This window comes from Marinobacter excellens LAMA 842, assembly GCF_001574445.1.
Classification (GTDB): Bacteria; Pseudomonadota; Gammaproteobacteria; order Pseudomonadales; family Oleiphilaceae; genus Marinobacter; species Marinobacter shengliensis.
In genome coordinates this window covers 115,459-134,728 of sequence record NZ_LOCO01000005.1, presented here as the reverse complement: position 1 = coordinate 134,728, position 19,270 = coordinate 115,459, and the positions used below count along the sequence as shown (strand labels likewise).

General features: G+C 59.4%; 15 protein-coding genes. 6 read left to right on the top strand and 9 right to left on the bottom strand.

Annotated features, from left to right (window positions below):
* Nucleotides 1-40 precede the first annotated feature (40 nt).
* Together J122_RS27555 and J122_RS27550 are read left to right on the top strand one after the other, a co-directional pair.
* Nucleotides 41-1,147, top strand: a complete 1,107-nt coding sequence (locus J122_RS27555) for a GGDEF domain-containing protein (RefSeq protein ID WP_061331287.1) — start codon at nt 41-43, stop codon at nt 1,145-1,147.
* Between the two features lie 50 nt (nt 1,148-1,197).
* Nucleotides 1,198-1,971: a class II glutamine amidotransferase gene (locus J122_RS27550; protein ID WP_061331285.1), complete on the top strand. Its 774-nt coding sequence runs from the start codon at nt 1,198-1,200 to the stop codon at nt 1,969-1,971.
* Nucleotides 1,972-2,173: 202 nt separating this feature from the next.
* On the opposite strand, the gene J122_RS27545 is transcribed toward J122_RS27550, so the two are convergent.
* A complete protein-coding gene (locus J122_RS27545; protein ID WP_061331283.1) occupies nt 2,174-3,067 on the bottom strand; it encodes a metal-dependent hydrolase in 894 nt (297 codons plus the stop codon).
* Nucleotides 3,068-3,296: 229 nt separating this feature from the next.
* On the opposite strand from J122_RS27545, the gene J122_RS27540 reads away from it, so the two are divergent.
* Nucleotides 3,297-4,403 carry an AraC family transcriptional regulator gene (locus J122_RS27540; protein WP_061331281.1) on the top strand — a complete coding sequence of 369 codons (1,107 nt, stop codon included), beginning with the start codon at nt 3,297-3,299 and terminating at the stop codon, nt 4,401-4,403.
* Nucleotides 4,404-4,803: 400 nt separating this feature from the next.
* Nucleotides 4,804-5,211 (top strand): NINE protein, encoded by a 408-nt coding sequence (locus tag J122_RS27535; RefSeq protein WP_061331279.1) that lies wholly within the window; start codon nt 4,804-4,806, stop codon nt 5,209-5,211.
* Here J122_RS27535 and J122_RS27530 read toward each other — a convergent pair whose 3' ends face one another.
* A complete protein-coding gene (locus J122_RS27530; RefSeq protein ID WP_061331278.1) occupies nt 5,212-6,579 on the bottom strand; it encodes a WS/DGAT/MGAT family O-acyltransferase in 1,368 nt (455 codons plus the stop codon).
* A gap of 113 nt (nt 6,580-6,692) precedes the next feature.
* Nucleotides 6,693-8,570 (bottom strand): MFS transporter, encoded by a 1,878-nt coding sequence (locus tag J122_RS27525; RefSeq protein ID WP_061331276.1) that lies wholly within the window; start codon nt 8,568-8,570, stop codon nt 6,693-6,695.
* 144 nt (nt 8,571-8,714) lie between these two features.
* Here J122_RS27525 and J122_RS27520 point away from each other — a divergent pair, with 144 nt between their 5' ends.
* Nucleotides 8,715-9,380 (top strand): nitroreductase, encoded by a 666-nt coding sequence (locus J122_RS27520; protein WP_061331273.1) that lies wholly within the window; start codon nt 8,715-8,717, stop codon nt 9,378-9,380.
* 19 nt (nt 9,381-9,399) lie between these two features.
* Here J122_RS27520 and nirD read toward each other — a convergent pair whose 3' ends face one another.
* From nirD to J122_RS27505, 3 genes are all read right to left on the bottom strand, one after another.
* Nucleotides 9,400-9,768, bottom strand: a complete 369-nt coding sequence (gene nirD, locus J122_RS27515) for a nitrite reductase small subunit NirD (protein ID WP_061331271.1) — start codon at nt 9,766-9,768, stop codon at nt 9,400-9,402.
* 170 nt (nt 9,769-9,938) lie between these two features.
* Entirely contained in the window at nt 9,939-12,452 is a 2,514-nt protein-coding gene (nirB, locus tag J122_RS27510; protein WP_061331269.1) for a nitrite reductase large subunit NirB, read from the bottom strand.
* Between the two features lie 27 nt (nt 12,453-12,479).
* Nucleotides 12,480-13,709 (bottom strand): NAD(P)/FAD-dependent oxidoreductase, encoded by a 1,230-nt coding sequence (locus J122_RS27505; protein WP_061331267.1) that lies wholly within the window; start codon nt 13,707-13,709, stop codon nt 12,480-12,482.
* A gap of 364 nt (nt 13,710-14,073) precedes the next feature.
* Between J122_RS27505 and J122_RS27500 the strand changes: the two genes are divergently transcribed.
* Entirely contained in the window at nt 14,074-15,372 is a 1,299-nt protein-coding gene (locus J122_RS27500) for a nitrate regulatory protein (RefSeq protein ID WP_061331265.1), read from the top strand.
* Nucleotides 15,373-15,422: 50 nt separating this feature from the next.
* On the opposite strand, the gene J122_RS27495 is transcribed toward J122_RS27500, so the two are convergent.
* The 3 genes from J122_RS27495 to J122_RS27485 form a co-directional block, all read right to left on the bottom strand.
* On the bottom strand, nt 15,423-16,301 hold the full coding sequence (locus J122_RS27495) for an ABC transporter ATP-binding protein (RefSeq protein WP_061331263.1): 879 nt from the start codon (nt 16,299-16,301) through the stop codon (nt 15,423-15,425).
* Nucleotides 16,302-16,453: 152 nt separating this feature from the next.
* Entirely contained in the window at nt 16,454-17,446 is a 993-nt protein-coding gene (locus J122_RS27490; RefSeq protein ID WP_061331261.1) for an ABC transporter permease, read from the bottom strand.
* An 11-nt stretch (nt 17,447-17,457) separates the two neighbouring features.
* Complete coding sequence (locus tag J122_RS27485; protein WP_061331434.1) at nt 17,458-18,822, bottom strand: CmpA/NrtA family ABC transporter substrate-binding protein; 1,365 nt, start codon at nt 18,820-18,822, stop codon at nt 17,458-17,460.
* Nucleotides 18,823-19,270 lie beyond the last annotated feature (448 nt).

Genomic DNA, 19,270 nt, shown 5'->3' with positions numbered 1-19,270 from the left:
CAAGGGCTATACTCTGAGGCTGATCCAGGGAAGAGTCAGCATGAATACGCCAAAGCATCCCGATCTGGGCGCGGCGCTGGAACACAGCCGCTCCGGTTTGCGGGACAATCACCGCCGTACACTCGCAAGATTACTGTTCTTTGTCACCGGTTCTGCACTGGTGGTGTTTGCTGTGCTTCAGTTTTTCAACGGATTCCCCTGGGTGTCTGCCATTGAACTGCTTGCCAGCGGCCTTCTGTTCTTCGGCGCGCAACGGCTGAAGACCACGCCCCACCTGCAGCAGTGGATCTACGCCTATCTGGTGGCCCTCTTCTCATTCTTTATTGTCATCATGTTGTTGCCGGATGCCTCCATCGCGGCGTTTGTCTGGGTGTTGATGATGCCGGTGTTGGCCTATTTGCTGCTGGGAAAATGCGAAGGGATGATCCTGAGCGTGCCGTTCATGGTTGTTGGCCTTGTTGTCTACTACTTCTTCCTGGAAACCGTTGGCACCGCCCACGGCATGATTGATCTGCTGAACATGGTGTTGTGCGGCGTGCTTATGCAAGTGTTCATGCATATGTACGAGGAGCGCCGGGAGGAGGCCGAGCAACGGCTGGTGGACATGGCCCAGACCGATGCCCTGACCGGCCTGGCTAACCGGGCTAATTTCCAGTCCACCCTGGCCCGCACCATTGCCGAATGCGAACGCAACGGCAGCGGCTTTGCGCTGGTGGTGATGGACATCGACCACTTCAAGCTGGTGAACGACACCCTTGGCCATGATGCCGGTGATCACGTGCTGCGCAACATCGGCCAGTGCCTGACCGAACGCCTGCGCACCACCGACTCCGTGGGCCGGCTCGGTGGTGAAGAGTTCGGTTTGATCCTGCGGGACGTAAAACCTGCAGACGCCTTTGAACTGATGGACGAACTGCGAGAGCGCATTGCCGGCCGGGAGTTACACTACGGTGAGGCCGGTATCCGGGTGACGGCGTCCTTCGGCATTGCCCAGTGGCCTGACCATGGCCAGGATGCCGAAACCCTGTTCTGTGTCGCCGACCGCTGCCTTTATACCGGCAAACGCGCCGGTCGGAATCGGGTGGCCCCTGCGGGGCCGGTGCACCGTGACCGGAGCGAAAAAACCGTGGCTGGAGGTACGGTCTGAATCGGGTATCCTAAGGCGGACAGCATCGACAGCCAAGGACCGAATTCACCATGTGCGAACTGCTGGCCATGAGCGCCAACACCCCCACCGACCTGTGTTTCAGCTTCACCGGTCTGACCCGCCGTGGTGGCGAAACCGGACCCCACAAAGACGGCTGGGGCGTATCCTTCTATGAAGGCAAGGGCGTTCGCAGCTTCCACGATTCCGACGCCAGTGCCAGCTCCCGCCTGGCCGAAGTGGTCCAGACCCACCCGATCAAAAGCGAAGTGGCCATCTGCCACATCCGCCAGGCCAACGTTGGCGAAATCTGCCTGGCCAACACCCACCCGTTTATCCGCGAACTCTGGGGCCGCTACTGGGTCTTCGCCCACAACGGCCAGCTCTCCCACTTTCGGGCCGCAGTGGGATTCTACGAGCCGGTGGGCGACACCGACAGCGAAGCCCTGTTCTGCGATATCCTCAACCACCTGCGCAGTCACTGTGACCGCAAAACGCCCCTGAAGGAAGTGGTAGAGAGGCTGGTGCGCCTGTCACAGGCCTACGCCCGCGAAGGCGTGTTCAACCTGCTGCTCAGTAACGGCGACTGGCTGTTCACTTACTGCACCACCAAAATGGCCAGCATCACCCGCCGAGCCCCCTTCGGCCCGGCCCGCCTAAAAGATGCCGACGTGACCGTCGATTTCGAATCCGAAACCACCCCCAACGACATTGTCAGTGTGATCGTCACCGAACCTCTGACCAGTGATGAACAATGGGATGTCTACCAGCCAGGCGAGTGGCGGCTGTGGAAAAAGGGAGAAGTGATAGCATCAGGAGGAAAGTAAGACTCTGGGCCGAAAGAGCCCAAAGTACAAAGTCCAGTCAAGCAGGAGAGTGGGTGGGGTAAGCTTTTCTGCAGGAAAAAAGATGTCTGAGCAAAGCGAGTTGTTTTTTCCGGAAGAAAAGCTTACCCCACCCACTCGCCAGCGTAACTCCAGAGCCCTCAGCGTAACCCAGAGCCCCCGGAGTCACGCTGAGCGGCAGACCTTACTGCAAGGTCCGCCGATTCCCATTCTTATACTGCGGCGCAATGTAACCCTCGATCTCCGCCTTGAACCGACCGATCACCTCACTGTTGTCCTTGTCCCAGGGGTGGAAACCAGGCTTGAAGTACTCCAGCCAGGTCGGAATCAGGCTGGAAAACGCACCGTCCTTGCCCCACATGCGCCACATGCCCTTGGCGGCATCCTTCAACGAGAAATGCTTGCGATCGTGCATGATCATACGGCCGGTGTACCAGGTACCCACAATGCCCAGTGCGACAGTACTGAACACCTGATAGAACGCCCGCTCGGCGTAGGTGCCGCCAGCCTGCTGGAAGACATCGTAGGCAACCGCCTTGTGTTCGGTCTCCTCGATGGCGTGCCATACCCAAAGCGGGCGCATGCTCTCGTGCATATCCTCGCGCACGTCATCCCGCTCCAGCAGCATGTCGGCCATCATGGCGGTGATGTGCTCCAGGGCGCAGGTAATGGCCAGCTGGTGGCGCTTGGGCAGTTTGCGGGCCACGTCCAGAATCACCTTCAGGTCACGCTCCATTTCCTCCACCGGCATGCCCTGGTCCCGCACGTGCTGGTTCATGGCAATGTGTTCCAGCGAATGCATGGCTTCCTGGCCAATAAAGCCGCGAACTTCCTCTTTCAGCTTGGGGTCCTGAATCTGGCCCCGGAACGCCCGTACCGAATCCACAAAGAACTGCTCGCCCTCGGGGAACAGCACCGACAGCGCATTCATGGTATGGCTGATCAGGTAATTGTTATCCAACCAGTACCGGGGTACCTGTTCTCCAAATTCAAAGCCCATGCGCTGCGGCTTGATCGAGACATTGTCCGGTGTATGTGAAACCTTGTTTTGCTTGTCTGTTTGAGTTGTTGTCAGCATGTCTGTACTCCTCTGCGATTGAACGCTTTGGCTGATGTCATGGGTCCAGTGTGGAGGAGTCAACGGCGTTTCAGAATGCGAGGTTGGGACGGCTACCGTTCACATTGGGACAAAAAGCGCCGCACAATTGGCCCGGGAGACAGGTAAATCGGTGCGAGCCGCCCCACTGCCAGTGGCGGTGGCTTCTGATAGAGTCAGAAACACGATAAATATCAATCAGGGACACCGCATGGCATCAACCAGTGCAGACAAAGAACGACAAATGCTGGGGCTGTTCCTGGTACCCGGCGTTTACCTGCGGGTACTGGGTGAAACGGTTCGCCAGCTCGGCCACAACGACCGGGCCCTTTACCAGGGCCTGGATTTCACGGCCGACGACCTCAAGGCCAACGACAGCCGCATCTTCGTAACCGATGCCATCCTGATGGCCCAGCGCGCCCTGGAGCTGGCCGGAAAGGATGGCCTCAGCTTCCACCTGGCCAAGGAACTGCGGTTGACCATTCACGGCACCCTCGGTTTTGCTGCCCTGACCAGCCCGACCTTTGAAGGGGCACTGGATTCGGTCCGCCGCTATCTGCAGTTGCGGGCCCCGTTCCTGAGTATGAAACAATCCCTGGCCGGTGATCAGGTGCTGGTGCAGCTGTGCACCGAATTCGATGTGCCGGGGCTCTACGGTTTTCTGGCGGAAACCGTCAGCGCCACCCTGATTCTGTTAACCGAACAGCTCCTGGACCGCGCCGATGCCGAAAGCCGCGGCTTTGCCCTGGAAGACGGCAAGTTGCCGGGGGTCTCGGTGCGCCTGTCTGGCCCGGAGCCGGCCTACTATTCTGGGTTTGCGAGCCAACTGCCGGTGCGCTTTGAGTACGGCCAGCCGGAGGAAATGCTGGTGTTTCCCCGCAAACTACTTGATGTGCGCATGCGCCTGGCCGACGCCGAGGCCTCCCGCATGGCCCGGGACCAGTGTGAGTTTGAACTGCAAAAGGCGCTGAAGGAACAGGGTGATATCGTGCTCGCGATTCGGAACATGCTGCGCATGACGCCCGGGCCCTTGCCCTCCCTGGAAGCGATGGCGGAGCGGTTCTGTGTGTCGTCCCGAACGCTCAAGCGCCGACTGGCGGAGAAAGACACCAGCTACCGCGAAATCGTCGAGGCGGTACTGAAAGACCGGGCCATCCAGCTGTTGCGTTATACCAATCAGTCAGTCAGCGAGATCGCCTATGAACTGGGCTACGCCGACCTGTCGAATTTCAGCCGGGCCTTTCGCAAGTGGACCGGGAAGTCGGCGTCCGAGTTTCGGGAAGGTGGGGTTGATCCGGCTCCGGAGGTGGGGCCCTGATTTGTTGCGCCTCTGGTTTGGGAGCGTGGTCGCAGGGTGGTCAGAGAATTTTTCCTGCGAAAAACAACTCGCTTCGCTCAGACATCTTTTTCACAGGAAAAATTCTCTGACCACCCCGCGCCCTGTTAGCCTGTTAGCCTGTTAGAAGGCGTACCTATTGATAGATCGCCGTTTTTGAACGTTTTTTTCAGTGTTCTTTATTCGTTTTCGCAGTTGTCTTTCTCCGCCTATGCCCCGATATTGTGACGGACGGGGAGGTGGGATTATTTTTCCCGCCAGAAAAAAGATGTCTGAGCGAAGCGAGTTGTTTTTTCCAAGGGAAAAATAATCCCACCTCCCCAGTCCCGCCCCCAAAACCCACAGGCTAGGGCCGGAGTTAAAGCCAAAAAAAGGAACCAAGATGAACGGACAACCAGACACCCACAGCAAAATCATCGGCTACCTGCTCTGGATCTTCGGATTCCTGGGCTCCCACCGCTTTTACTACGGCAAACCCATCACCGGCACCATCTGGTTCTTCACCTTCGGGCTGTTCCTCATTGGATGGATCATCGACCTGTTCCTGATCCCCAGCATGGATCGCCAGGCCGACAAGCGCTTCCAGGAAGGCAATATCAGCTACAACATCAGCTGGATACTGCTCACCTTCCTGGGCGTGTTCGGCGTACACCGCATGTACATGGGCAAGTGGATCACCGGCATCATCTACCTGCTCACCGGCGGCCTGTTCCTGATTGGTGTGCTGTACGACTTCTGGACCCTGAACAGCCAGATCTCCGAGCGTAACCACGCCGACCAGATCGGCTGATCAAAGGCCTGCGGCGATCTCCAGTTCTGCGAGGCCGTCTTCCAGGTAATCCAGCATCCGCTGCAGGCTGGGCAGGGTTCTTCGGCAGCCTATCAGCCCGAACTCCACCTGGCCGTTGTAGCTGATCAGGGTCATGTTCAGGGCCATGCGATCCATGGCAATGGACACCGGGTACATACCCTCCAGCTTGGCGCCGTTCCAGTAGCGGGGTGAGGACGGCCCCGGCACGTTGGAAATCACCACGTTGAAGGTCTGCCACTTGGGCGCCATGCCGGTGAGCAGGTGGAATGCCGCAGGGGCCAGGGTAAGCGCGGTGTAGTTGATGATCTCTTCCGGCGACATGTGCCGGTACCGGTCCTTTGCCTCCTGCATACCATGATGGATCTTCAGCAAGCGCTGGCCGGCGTTGGTCTCGTCGGTATGCAGGTTGGCGAGAATCACCCCCACCTGATTGCCCTCGGTGCTGTCGTCCCGGTGCAGGGACACCGGCACGAAGGCAATCAGCGGTTTCTCCGGCAGGGCATCCTGATTCATCAGATACGTGCGCAGAGCCGAGGCGCACATGGCGGTGACCACATCGTTGATGGTGGTGCCGTAGGCTTCGCACACCGACTTGATGCGGGTGAGGCAATAGGACTGGGCGGCGAAACGGCGGGAGCCAGTGATTTTCTGGTTCAACACGCTGCGTGGCGCGTGGAAGATGGAGTCGTACGCCGGGTCTTTACGGGCCTGGTTGATGGTTTTCAGCAGCTCTTTGGCCACCGTGGGAATGGTGCCCAGCTGCTTGCCAGACATCCCCAGCAGGTGGGTGATGCTGTGCCATAGGGAGCTGCCCGGGTCGTCCCGGTCTGGCCGGGCTTTGCGGGGCAGGTCCCAGATGGGGGGGAGACCGGTGTCCTGCGGGTTGTCGCTGAGCATCCGGGTGGCCATGCGCATGGCGGATACGCCATCCACCAGGGAATGGTGAATCTTGGTGTAGATGGCAAACTGCCGATCCTTAAGCCCTTCAATCAGGTGTACTTCCCACATGGGCCGTTCTCGGTCCATCAAATGGGAATGCTCCGCCGACACAAATGCCAGTAACTCCCGGATACGGCCGGGGGTTGGCAAGGCCTCGAAACGGAAATGGTGTTCCAGGTCCAGGTGTTCGTCTTCCACCCACATTGGCTGACCCAGCTTGTAGCTCAGCCGCTGGTTAAACGGCGGCGTCACCTCAAATTTCTGCCTCAACTCCTCCGCTAGCTGTGCCACATAATCATCCGGCGCGCCCTCGGGAAACGAGAATAACTGCAGGCCTCCCACATGCATGGGTTGCTGGCGTTTTTCCAGCCAGAGAAACAATTGGTCGGTGGGGCTCAGAGGTTTCACAGCGCAATCCTTGTTATTGATCTATGGGCCGATACTAGCGCAAGTCGGCCCAGGCTTTATTGACTTTATTAACCCGGTTCTGTGTTACCCAGGCGACTGCGCGGTAGTTGGGATCAGCGGTGGTCACCCCGCAAGGCTTTGACTTTTTCCTCCAGAAACGATGCGGAGGCCTGCTCCGGGCCAACGGGGTGGTCCGCCAGAAGGTGTATCCGGGACCAGAAGCGCTTCGGCAGGTGACTGAATGCCGGGCCGCCGCAGTGGCTGAAGAAACTGCCCCACAGGCCTCTCAGGGCCATGGGCACGACGGTGACCGGCCGGCGCTGCAGAATCATGTCCACACCGGGCTTGAAGGTATCCACCTCGCCGTCCTTGGTCAGTTTGCCTTCCGGGAAGATGCACACCAGATGGCCGGCGGCCAGCTCCTCGTCAATGCGGTCGAAGGCCGCTTCGTAGATTTCCGGGACCCTGGATTTCGGACCAATCGGGATGGTCTTGGCCAGCCGGAAGAAGCTGCCCATGATGGGGGTTGCGAAGATGTTGTGGTCCATCACAAAGCGAACCGGCCTGCGCACGGCACCGGCAATCACCAGGGCGTCCATGTAGGACACGTGGTTACACACCAGCAGCGCTGGCCCTTCTTCGGGGATCCTGTCCAGGTGATGATGGCTGACCCGGTAAACGGTGTGGGACAGCACCCAGATCACAAAGCGCAGGGCAAAATCCGGCACCTGCTGATAAACAAAGCCGGCCACGATCAGGTTCATGATCGACAGCACCAGGAAAAACTCGGGAATGCTCAGCCCGATCACGCCCAGCATCAGCATCGCCAGCAAAGCACTGATCACCATGAACAAGGCGTTAAAAATGTTGAGGGCGGCGATTACCCGTGCCCGGGTGTCTGGCGAGGCTTCTCGCTGAACATAGGCATACAGCGGCACAATAAACAGCCCGCCAAAGATGCCGATGGCCAGCAAGTCGATGGCTACCTGGCGGTAATGGGGATCGGTGATGATCATCCACCAGTCTGAGGGGATGGGCTGCTCGGGCATGTTGAAGTACAGGTCAATGCCGAAGAAACTGAGCCCGAGGGAACCAATGGGCACAATGCCCAGCTCAATCTTGTGGCCGGACAGCCGCTCACAGGCAATGGAGCCGGCGGCAATGCCAATGGTGAAAATGGCCAGCAGGATGGTGACCACGGTTTCGTCACCCAGCAGATGGGTTTTGGCAAAGTTGGGGAACTGGGTCAGGTAGGCGGCGCCGAGAAACCAGAACCAGGAAATGGCCAGAATGCTCAGGAACACATTGTGATTATCCCGGGCGATGGCCATCAGCTTCCAGGTTTCCTGTAGCGGGCGGAACCGGATCTTCAGATTCGGCGCGGCGGCCTCTGCCTTGGGAATACGCAGCGCGGCGATCAGGCCTGTGATGGCCAGTAAAGCCACGGCTACCGCAATCACCGGGCCCGGCACCGGGGCTTTCATCATCACGCCGGCCATCAGCGTGCCCACCAGAATGGCTACAAAGGTGCCCATCTCCACCAGCGCGTTGCCACCCACCAGCTCAGAATCCTTCAGGGCCTGGGGCAGAATGGCGTACTTTACCGGCCCGAAAAAGGCGGATTGCACCCCGGTGAGGAACAAAAGCAGGAACAACATCTCGTACCAGCCGAACCAGAGCCCGACGGCGGCGACGCCCATGATCACCACTTCGGCAAACTTGATCCAGCGGATCACCGCAGACTTCTCGAACCGGTCCGCCACCTGGCCGGCAATGGCGGAGAACAGAAAGAACGGCAGGATAAACAGCATGGCGGCGAGGTTGACCACCACATCCGCCGACAACCCGAACAGGCCCCCGGCAGTGTAGGTGACCAGCAAAAGCAAGGCGTTCTTGAACAGGTTGTCGTTGAATGCCCCGGCGAACTGGGTCACAAAAAACGGCAGGAACCGCCGCTCTGACAGCAGGCGAAACTGACTTTGATCTTCCATGACCCGAACACCCTCGATTGGCCTTGTAATGTTGCCGGAGACTAAACCCGCCGGTGAGGGTGGTCAAGCTATGAAACGGCCTCCATACTGGGCCACAGTCTGAGCCTGTTCAAACAACAACGACGTTTTTGGGAGCTGTCTTCAATGGATGTACAACAAGCCGTCCAGTCCCGCAGGTCGGTCCGGGATTTCCTGGACACCCCGGTCTCCGAGGCTACCCTTCGCAAAGTGATCGAAACCGCCACCCGGGCCCCGTCCGGCGGCAACCTGCAACCGTGGCACCTGCACGTGGTTACCGGCGATGCCCTGGCCCGCCTGAAAACCCTGATGCAGGCGAAAGTCAGCAAAGGCTTCAACGAAGTGCCGGAATACGAAATCTACCCGCCGAAACTGCAGTCACCCTACCGTGACCGCCGCTTCGAGATTGGTGAACTCATGTACCGACAGCTCGACATCCCCAGGGAAGACAAAGCCGCCCGCTTCGAGTGGTTCAAACGCAACTTCGAGTTCTTCGGCGCCCCGGTCGGCCTGTTCTGCACCGTCGACGACAACATGGGCCCGCCCCAGTGGTCAGACCTGGGCATGATCTTGCAAACCATCATGCTGTTGCTGCGCGCCGAAGGCCTCGACAGCTGCGCCCAGGAATCCTGGTCGGTGTACCCGAAAACCATCAGCGAATTCCTGGGCCTGCCCGAACACCGAAAAGTCTTCGCCGGCATGGCCATCGGCTACGCCAACCCCGACAGCCCGGTGAACCAGATCACCAGCCCAAGGGCACCGCTGGAAGAAAACGTCGAATTCATCAGCTGACGTAAGCGTCTCTCAGATCTCAGGCGGCCACCGACGCCGCCTGAGCCACCGGCACTTCCAGCCGGATCTGATCCCCGTCCAGTAAAACCGGATAAACTTGGACCGATACGCGCTCGTCCTCCAGGCAGCGCCCGGTGCGCAAACTGAAATGCTGCTTGTACAACGGCGACGCCACCACCGGCTCGCCGCTGATATCCCCGGTAATCCCCCGGGCCAGCACATTCGAGCCGCTGAACGGATCGGTATGGCTGATGGCAAACAACGCCGGCAAGCGATGCGGCAGATAAAACACCGCCACCGGCCCGTCCTCCGTCCAAACCGCAATGCCGGAGTCAGCCACCAGATCGTCCACCGTACAAACCGCTTCCCAACAAGTCCGAGCTTTCATAAAACGTTCTCCTGAATCCCAATGTCTTTAACTTGCCTATCCCACTTATGTCTGCGAGCGCGGGGGTCGGGGTAATTTTCTGGCAGGAAAAAAGATGTCTGAGCAAAGCGAGTTATTTTTTCCAGAAGAAAATTACCCCGGCCCCCGTGCTCCGCCCCCAAACCAGAAGGCTACGAAGAAGCCACCTCCAAAACAGGCCGCCGCTGCCCCCGCTCCGAAGTCCAACGCTGCACCGGGTCCTTTTGCGCCGGCGCATTCACAAACTCCCGGAACCGCTTGCGCTTCTCAGGATCCTCAACGGCGGTTTTCCACTCACACTGATAGGTATCCACCAGATCCGCCATATGCTGCTCCAGCTCCTCGCCAATACCGAGGCTGTCCTCCAGCACCACCTGCTTCAGATACTCCAGACCGCCCTCCAGATTCTCCATCCACACCGACGTCCGCTGCAGCCGGTCCGCCGTGCGCACATAGAACATCACCACCCGGTCAATCGTGCGGATCAGCTCCTCATCCGACAGATCCGTGGCAAACAGATCCGCATGCCGGGGCCGCATGCCGCCGTTGCCACACACGTACAGATTCCAGCCCTTCTCCGTGGCAATCACCCCGAAATCCTTGCTCTGGGCCTCGGCGCATTCGCGGGTACAGCCAGACACCGCCATCTTCACCTTATGGGGCGCCCGCAGGCCCTTGTAGCGATTCTCCAGGGTGATCGCCATGCCCACGCTGTCCTGCACGCCGTAGCGGCACCAGGTGCTGCCCACACAGGACTTCACCGTGCGCAGGGACTTGCCGTAGGCGTGGCCGGTTTCGAAACCGGCGGCGATCAGCTTCTCCCAGATCTCCGGCAGCTCACTCAGGGTGGCACCGAACAGGTCCACCCGCTGACCGCCGGTGATCTTCGTGTACAGGTTGTACTGCTTGGCCACCTCGCCCAGCACAATCAGCTTATCCGGGGTGATCTCGCCGCCGGGAATGCGCGGCACGATGGAATAGGTGCCGTTCTTCTGCATGTTGGCCATGAAGGTATCGTTGGTGTCCTGCAGCGGCACGTGGTCCGTGGCCAGGATGTGCTCGTTCCAGCAGGTGGCCAGAATCGAACCCACAGTCGGCTTGCAGATATCACAGCCCTGGCCCTTGCCGTATTGCTTGAGCAGGCCCCGGAAGGTGCGGATGCCGTTTACCTTCACCAGATGGAACAGCTCCTGGCGGGTGTAGGGGAAGTGTTCGCACAAATCCGTGCACACCTCCACGCCGCGTTTCTCCAGCTCGCTGTCCACCACCTTTTTGAGCAAAGCGGCACAGCCACCACAGCCGCTGCTGGCCTTGGTTTCGGCCTTCACGCCGCCCAGATCAGTGCAGCCGGCGTCAATCGCGCAGCAGATGTCGCCCTTGGTAACGTTGTGGCAGGAACAGATAGACGCGGTATCCGGCAGGGCATCGGCACCCAGGGCCGGGGCACCGCCTTCGCTCTCCGGCAGAATCAGGGCTTCCGGATTGGCCGGCAACTCAATGCCATTGAGGGCGTATTGCAGCAGGGTATCGTAGGGGCCGTTATCGCCCACCAGGATGGCGCCCAGCAGGGTCTTGCCGTCCTGGCTCACCACCATGCGCCGGTAGTGGCCGGCCTGCTCATCGTGAAAGCGAATGTTACGGGCGCCGGGGGTCTTGGCATGGGCGTCGCCGATGGAGCCCACATCCACCCCCAGCAACTTCAGTTTGGTGCTCATGTCGGCACCGGTAAAGGCCGCACTGGCGTCGTTGTTCAGCGCCGCCGATAGCGTGCGGGCCATGGTGTAGCCCGGCGCCACAAGGCCGAAGACAAAGTTGTTCCAGAGCGCGCATTCGCCGATGGCGTGGATATGCGGGTCGGACGTGGTGCATTGGTTGTTGATCACAATCCCGCCGCGTTCGCCCAGTTCAAGGCCGCAGGCCCGAGCCAGGGTGTCCTGGGGGCGGATGCCGGCGGAGAACACAATCAGGTCGGTTTCCAGATGGCTTTCATCCGAGAAATTCATCCGTAGCCGCGCGGCGCTGCCCGGCACAATGGCGGTGGTGGCTTTCTCGGTGTGCACCTGCACACCAAGATCTTCAATTTTCTGGCGTAACAGGGCGCCGCCCTGATCGTCCAGTTGAACCGGCATCAGGCGCGGAGCAAACTCCACCACGTGGGCCTGTAAGCCGAGGCTTTTCAGCGCGTTTGCCGCTTCCAGCCCCAGCAGACCGCCGCCGACCACCACGCCGGTCTTCGCCTTCTGGGCGCTGGCCTGAATGGCGTCCAGGTCATCCAGGGTGCGGTACACAAAGCAGCCTTCCTGATCGTTACCGTCAATGGGCGGGACAAACGGGTAAGAGCCGGTGGCCAGCACCAGCTGGTCGTAGGGGTACTCGCCCTTGGGTGTGGTGATCATCCGGGCGTCCCGATAAATGCCGGTCACCGGCTCATTCAGGTGCAGATCAATGCCCTGGTCGGCATACCAGTCCGCGGTGCCCATTGCCAGGTCCGCATGGCTTGAGCCGCTGAAATACTCCGACAGGTGCACCCTGTCGTAGGCCAGTTGCTTTTCTTCGCCGAAAACGACGATGTTATAGGCGTCGGCGGCCGGAGACTGGCTAAACTGTTCCAGGAAGTGATGGCCAACCATGCCGTTACCGATCACGATCAGGGTCTGTTTGCTCATAGTCTTGTCCTCTCTCATGGCAGCGGATCAGGCCGCTGCGTCGCAATAGGGTTTGCCGAAAGCGATGGTGTCCCGGTAGCGGGATATATCCGTGCCTGAACGAATCAACTCGCTGTACCAGGGGGCGCTGCTGGTGTCGCCGAGCAGAATGGCGCCGGTCAGGCGGTTGTGTTCCACCAGCAGTTGGCCGTAGACCGCTTGGGCGTAGTCCTGCCACTCAATGGTTTCGGTGTGCGGACCCGGAGTGATCGGCCCGCAGGAAAAAATGGGGAGGTCGCTGATTTTCAGGCGTGTGGCGATTTCTCCCGGTGTGAAACCCGGGTTTCCGGACACCTGGCAGAGATGCTGGGCCAACACGGCCGCCTGTTCGTAGCCGGGCTCCACGAGGCCAAACGTGTGTTCCTGAAACTGGCAGCATTCACCGAGGGCGTGGATATGAGGATTGGAAGTGGTCATCTGCGAATCCACCTGTACGCCCCGGTTGCAGGCCAGGCCGGCGGCTTCTGCCAGTGCTTTGTTCGGATGAATACCGGTTGCCAGCACCACCAGGTCGGTAGCCAGCACGGTGCCGTCGCTGAGCTGTACCGCCCGGACCTGGTGTTTGCCCAGCAGCGCTGTGGGTTCGGTACCGGTCAGAACGGTAAGGCCCCGTTGCTGTAACTGGTGCTTCAGTAATTCGCCGGCAGCTGGATTGAGCTGTCGGTTCAGCAGGTGACCGCTGCGATGCAGAACCGTGACGTCCATGCCCCGGGCCCTGAGCCCCTCGGCCGCTTCCAGGCCAAGAAAACCGCCGCCGATGACGACCGCACGGCGATGTGTCTGCGCCCGGTGAATCAGGGTGCGGGTATCGGTCAGATCCCGGAAGGTCATCACGCCATCCAGATCCTCACCGGGCAGGCCAAGACGTGAAGGACTGGCGCCGGTGGCCAACACAAGGGTGTGGTAAGCCAGCGTGCGCCCGCTGGCGGTCGTCACCCGGCGCTGATGCGGTTCGATGGCCGTGACCGGCTCACGGTTATAGACCTCGATTTTGTGCTGGCGGAACCAGGACCGGGGTTTCAGTTCCAGCTCTGACTCCCGGACCTGATTCGCCAGCAAGGACGACAGCTGGATTCGGTTATAGGCAGCGAAAGGCTCGCCGTTGAACACCACAATGCGGCTGAACGGGTGCCCTGTGGCCACCAGTTGCTCCAGCAATCGCTGCGCAACCATGCCATGGCCGCAGATCACCAGCGCAGGGGTCTGTGTGTGTTCCATAGGTGCGCTCCCTTACTCAACGAATTGCCGAAAACCAAACGAAAAAAGCCGGAGCATCATGCTCTCCGAAGAGAACAGATGGTCCGGCACCAATGCCAACAACAATGATCTGATGGTCCGGCCTGATTCCATGGCCGGGACAGTCGTCCTTGATTAGGACAAAGCGATCTCCATGCCAACTTTTTAACTCCATTTAATTCAGTTGCTTAGATGATATCGCGGCTCTATTGCACCCGTGCCGGGCAGAAAAGATGCCCCGGGATGGGGCGAAACGCACGAAGATGATGCCGGTGGTTCTGGCCTGTTAATTGCTGCAGTCCAGTCAGACAGGAACCCGCTGTGTACCGATACCAGGAGTTGCACCATGAACAGCAAACGCCAGACCAATACGGCCGCGACGGCCACAGCCGCAGACTTTCTGATGGCCTCCCGGCAGTGCGAAATCCGCAACCTGGAGTACTTTCTGCAGATGGGCCGGCTGGTGCAGAGCGTGGGTAACCTGGTGCACGGACTGCAACGGGAGCGGGGAGCTACCAACCTGTATCTGGGGTCCGGTTGCCAGCGTTTCGCCCGGGAGCGTTCGGTTATCCTGAAAGAGAATGACCAACTGGCTGTCATCTTCCGTAAGGCGCTGACCGACATACAGGAAGACCTGACTACCCATCCGGTCAGCAGCCCGCTGCTGGGTCATATTGCCAGTGCCCTTCATAGCCTCGATCAGCTGGCCGAGTTCAGGCAGAAAGTGGTCGGGCAGGAAGCCAGCGTGGTGGATGCTACGGACTGGTTTTGCGACACCATCCATCAGCTGATTACGGTGGTTTTTGAAGCCGCCGAAACCGTTGCTGAACCCTCCATTGCCGGCCTGCTGGTGGCCATGGTGCACGTGATGAATGGTAAGGAATACTGTGGCCAGGAGCGGGCGGCAGGCTCAGCGGGATTCTCCAGTGGCCACTTCGAAAACGCACTGTCACGGCGCATGATGCACCTGGTTGAAGCGCAGGAACGGTGTTTCGAGGTATTTGTTGCCTTTGCCAGCGAAGACAGCCTGGCTCTCTGGCAGGCGCTGCGGTCTCACCCGCGGGAACTGGAAATAGAGCGGATGCGCCAGAAGGCGGTGTCGGTCGGACCCTATAAATCCCTGGACAGGGAAATGGCCGATCGCTGGTTTAACCTGATGACCGACCGTATGGATGATCTCAAGAAAATCGAAGATTCCGTGGAAAACGCCTTCCACCACCGTTGCGTGGAACGCTACACCGAGGCGCGCCACTCCCTGGCTCACCAGGAAACTCTGCTGGCCTCGCTGGAACAACGGAACGCCTCGACAATGCCGGTATTGGTGGTCTGCGATAATGGAGTAGATGCGGGTACGGCAGATGCCTGGGCCGGTGACGGTGTCGGGCAACAGTCAGGCAGATCCATCTTTGATCTGGTTCAGGAGCAAACCCGCCGCCTGCGCCAGATGTCTGAAGAACTGCAAAGTGCAAAAGAAGCTCTGGAAGACCGACGTACCCAGGAAAAGGCCGTGTTGCTACTGATGGAACATCGTGGCATCAGCAACGACGAAGCCCACCGATTGCTGCGAAAGCTGGCCATGGATCAGGGCAAACGCCTGCCTGATGTGGCTAGAGCCCTGGTCTCCATGGCCGGCGTTCTGGGCTGACACCATCCTTGATGGCACCGGGGGCAAAGTAGCCCCGGTGCCGTGCAGCCTCAGGCAGACGCCGGCTGTTTCTCCTTCTCCACCTTTGCACTCTCCCCACCCTGCGTGGAGGCACTGGCGGCCCGCCGGCTGCTCAGGGATTCCAGCTTGCGCTGTTTCTCGTACAGGAACGACAGCACCTCCTGCCGGTAATGCACATATTTGGCGTCATCCGCCAACGCCACCCGATTACGCGGCCGAGGCAAATCAATGTGCAAATCTTCCCCCACCGTCGCCGCCGGCCCGTTAGTCATCATGATGATGCGGTCCGACAACAGCACCGCCTCGTCTACATCGTGGGTGATCATGATCACCGTATTGTTCAGCTCCTGCTGAATCTCCATCAGCGAATCCTGAAGATGTGCCCGGGTCAACGCATCCAGGGCCCCGAACGGCTCATCCATCAGCAGCACGCTCGGTTTCATCGCCAACGCCCGGGCAATCCCCACCCGCTGCGCCATGCCCCCGGAAATCTCCCCCGGCCGTTTATTGGCGGCATGGGCCATATTCACCAGCTCCAGGTTATGGGTAATCCAGTCCCGGCGCTCCTTACGGTTCATCGACTTGCGAAACACCTGCCGAACAGCCAGCTCCACATTCTCATACACCGTCAGCCAGGGCATCAGCGCATGATTCTGAAACACCACCGCCCGCTCCGGCCCCGGTGAGTTCACCTCATGCCCGTTTAACACACAGCCACCCTTGGTGGCCTGCAACAAGCCGGCGACAATGTTCAGTACCGTCGATTTACCACAGCCGGAGTGGCCGATAAGCGAAACAAACTCCCCTTTCTGGATCTTCAGGTTCACGTTGTCCAGGGCAACGAACGGCCCTTTCGGCGTGTCAAACGCCATCTCAACACCGGTAAGTTCTAAATGTGTTTTACTCATGGAAATCACCTCAAAAGTAAGCGGAGCGCCGGGTGGGTTACGCCTCCCGAAACCCTCAAAAACATGGATGTTTTTGCGGAGCCTACATGGATGTACTCGCCGCGTGTTTCGGGCGGCGTAACCCACCCGGTGCGGCATGCTCCCAAGTTTGATCACTCATTCCAGGCCACCTTCTTCTGAATCAACAGCATCACCCGATCCAGCAAAAACCCGATAAACCCGATGGCCAGCACCGCCACCATGATCCGGCTCAAAGACTGACTGCTGCCATTCTGAAACTCGTCCCAGACAAACTTGCCAAGCCCGGGACTCTGCGCCAGCATCTCCGCCGCAATCAGCACCATCCAGGCAATACCCAGAGACACCCGCAACCCGGTAAAAATCATCGGTACCGACGACGGCAGCACCACCTTGCGAACGTGGGTCCAGAACGACAGCTTCAGCACCTTCGACACGTTCAGCAGGTCCGGATTCACCGCGGCCACGCCCACGCTGGTATTGATCAGCGTGGGCCACAGGCTGCAAAGGGTGACCGTGATCATCGACGTCAGAAACGACTTCTGGAACATCGGGTCATCGCTGACGTACGTGGCTGACACCACCATGGTGACCAGTGGCAGCCAGGCCAGGGGCGACACCGGCTTGAAGATCTGGATCAGCGGATTGACCGCCGCCTGAAAATACCGGTTAAGACCGAACACAATTCCCAGGGGCACCGCAATCAGCGTGGCCAGGGCAAATCCAGACAACACCGTGACCAGGCTGGTACCGATCTGATCGATAAAAGTGGGTGCGCCGGGATAAGACCGGATCCGCACCTCCGCCTCCGGGTTGTCGGCCAGAATCCTGGCATTACGCTGCTCCTGCATGGCGATGAACTGGCTGGCGCGTTCCCGCTGGTTGGCGTGCTCTTGCCAGAGTTGCCCCGCCTGCTCCCAGACCTGAGCCGGCCCCGGAAAGGCGCCAAGGGACGTCTGCACCTGGGGAGCTGCCAGATGCCAGAATCCCAGAAACACGAGAATTCCGATCAAGGGCAGCAAAGTCTGTTTGCCGGCCGCCAACAATTCATTCGGGCCCAGCCGGGAGAGCAGGTTGCGGCTCCTGGTGGCCATCGACTGACCAATCCTTATGCTTAATGTGCTCATGTTGTGCCCCCTTACGGTGTCTCGGTGCCTTTCAGCCCGATATCAAAGCGTTCTATGTAAGCGTTCGGTTCGCGAGGTGTGAAAGGCACACCGTCAATCAGCTCGCCCTGGTAGGGGCGTTCAAAGTTCTCGGCGTCAAAGTCCGGGAAGTCACTGGCATTCATCACGCCATCATCGATCAGTGACTGTGCGGCCTGAGCATACAGATCACCCCGGTATACCCTTGCTGCGGTCTGCATGTACCAGTCATCCGGCTTGGCGTCCGGAATCTGGCCCCACCGGCGCATCTGGGTCAGGTACCAGATGGCATCCGAGGGATAGGGGTAGGTGGCGTGATAGCGGAAGAACACGTTGAAGTCCGGAACCTCCCGCACATCCCCTTTCTCGTATTCGAATGTGCCGGTCATAGAGTTGGCGATCACGTCTTTGTCTGCGCCCACGTAGCTGGAGCGTGAAAGCAGCTCTACCGCTTCCTGGCGATTTGCGTTGTCGTTTTCATCCAGCCAGTAAGCCGCGCGGATCAGTGCCCGCAACAACCGCAGGTGGGTATGGGGATGCTTCTCTGCCCAGGTCTCGGTCACACCAAAGACTTTCTCAGGGTTGTTTGGCCAGATCTCATAATCAGTGATGACCGGCACCCCGATGCCCTTGAATACCGCCTGCTGGTTCCAGGGTTCGCCCACGCAGTAGCCCTGAATGGTGCCGGCTTCCATGGTCGCCGGCATTTGCGGCGGCGGGGTAACGGACAGATGAACATCGGCCTGCAAGGTGCCACTGGTATCACCCCGTTGTGGGGCGTAGAAGCCGGGATTCAGGCCACCGGCCGCCAGCCAGTAGCGGAGTTCGTAGTTATGGGTAGACACCGGGAACACCATGCCCATCCGGAACCGCTCGCCTTTGCTCAGGGATTGCTCCACCGCCGGTTTCAGTGCGCTCGCGGAGATCGGGTGGGCGGGTTTGTCGCCATCCATTTCCAGGTGGGGCTTCATGGTGTCCCACACCGCGTTGGACACGGTAATCGCGTTGCCGTTGAGGTCCATGCTGAAGGCGGTAATGATGTTGGCCTGAGTGCCATAGCCAATGGATGCGCCCAGAGGCTGGCCGGCCAGCATGTGGGCACCGTCCAGCTCGCCGGTGATCACCCGGTCCAGCAGCACTTTCCAGTTGGCCTGCGCCTCCAGTTCCACGAACAGGCCTTCGTCCAGGAAGTAGCCCTGTTCCCAGGCAACCGCCAGTGGCGCCATATCGGTGAGTTTGATGAAGCCCAGTTTCAGGTCTGGTTTCTCGGCCGGCCCGATGCTCGCCTGGGCCAGCGTGCTCAGCCCAATCAGTGCGCCTGTGAGCAAGCCTCTGAGTTGATGACGGCGTGTGTTCATGCTGTTACCTCTCTGTGTCTCTCTTTTCTGGCGCACAAAAAAAACGCCCACCCTCCGTTTCCGGAGAGCAGGCGCCAATGCCTTAGAACGAGAGATGTGATGTCTTGATGGTTCGCTGTTACCTCAGCATAAGCCGTGCCATTTTTTAATATTCATAGTTTTCAAAGGCTTGATATTCCCTTCCGTGTTGAGCGAGGAAAACGCCAATCGAGCCCGGTCTGTTTTTGGTGCAACCTGAGCGATTTCGCACCAATGTGAAACCTCAAGGCAGAAGTGTATCCCGGCCTGCCGGAGCCGATGGATCTGCTGAACAAGGCCGTAGCCCGGGCGTTGCCACAAGGCCGGCCGGGCAAGTGCTGTTTTGGCAATCGCTGGCCCCGTTATTGCTTTCCATAAAACAGACAATTTTGGCAAAGAAGCCCGCCCCGGCTCTGGAAACAGACCCCGG

Excerpts from the sequence above, each read along its gene's own strand:
- J122_RS27520 (WP_061331273.1), top strand. The coding sequence starts at position 8,715 with ATGGATGTACAACAAGCCGTCCAGTCCCGCAGGTCGGTCCGGGATTTC.
- J122_RS27500 (WP_061331265.1), top strand. The coding sequence starts at position 14,074 with ATGAACAGCAAACGCCAGACCAATACGGCCGCGACGGCCACAGCCGCA.
- J122_RS27505 (WP_061331267.1), bottom strand. The coding sequence starts at position 13,709 with ATGGAACACACACAGACCCCTGCGCTGGTGATCTGCGGCCATGGCATG.
- J122_RS27555 (WP_061331287.1), top strand. The coding sequence starts at position 41 with ATGAATACGCCAAAGCATCCCGATCTGGGCGCGGCGCTGGAACACAGC.
- J122_RS27550 (WP_061331285.1), top strand. The coding sequence starts at position 1,198 with ATGTGCGAACTGCTGGCCATGAGCGCCAACACCCCCACCGACCTGTGT.
- J122_RS27545 (WP_061331283.1), bottom strand. The coding sequence starts at position 3,067 with ATGCTGACAACAACTCAAACAGACAAGCAAAACAAGGTTTCACATACA.
- J122_RS27535 (WP_061331279.1), top strand. The coding sequence starts at position 4,804 with ATGAACGGACAACCAGACACCCACAGCAAAATCATCGGCTACCTGCTC.
- nirD (WP_061331271.1), bottom strand. The coding sequence starts at position 9,768 with ATGAAAGCTCGGACTTGTTGGGAAGCGGTTTGTACGGTGGACGATCTG.
- nirB (WP_061331269.1), bottom strand. The coding sequence starts at position 12,452 with ATGAGCAAACAGACCCTGATCGTGATCGGTAACGGCATGGTTGGCCAT.
- J122_RS27485 (WP_061331434.1), bottom strand. The coding sequence starts at position 18,822 with ATGAACACACGCCGTCATCAACTCAGAGGCTTGCTCACAGGCGCACTG.
- J122_RS27490 (WP_061331261.1), bottom strand. The coding sequence starts at position 17,446 with ATGAGCACATTAAGCATAAGGATTGGTCAGTCGATGGCCACCAGGAGC.
- J122_RS27525 (WP_061331276.1), bottom strand. The coding sequence starts at position 8,570 with ATGGAAGATCAAAGTCAGTTTCGCCTGCTGTCAGAGCGGCGGTTCCTG.
- J122_RS27495 (WP_061331263.1), bottom strand. The coding sequence starts at position 16,301 with ATGAGTAAAACACATTTAGAACTTACCGGTGTTGAGATGGCGTTTGAC.
- J122_RS27540 (WP_061331281.1), top strand. The coding sequence starts at position 3,297 with ATGGCATCAACCAGTGCAGACAAAGAACGACAAATGCTGGGGCTGTTC.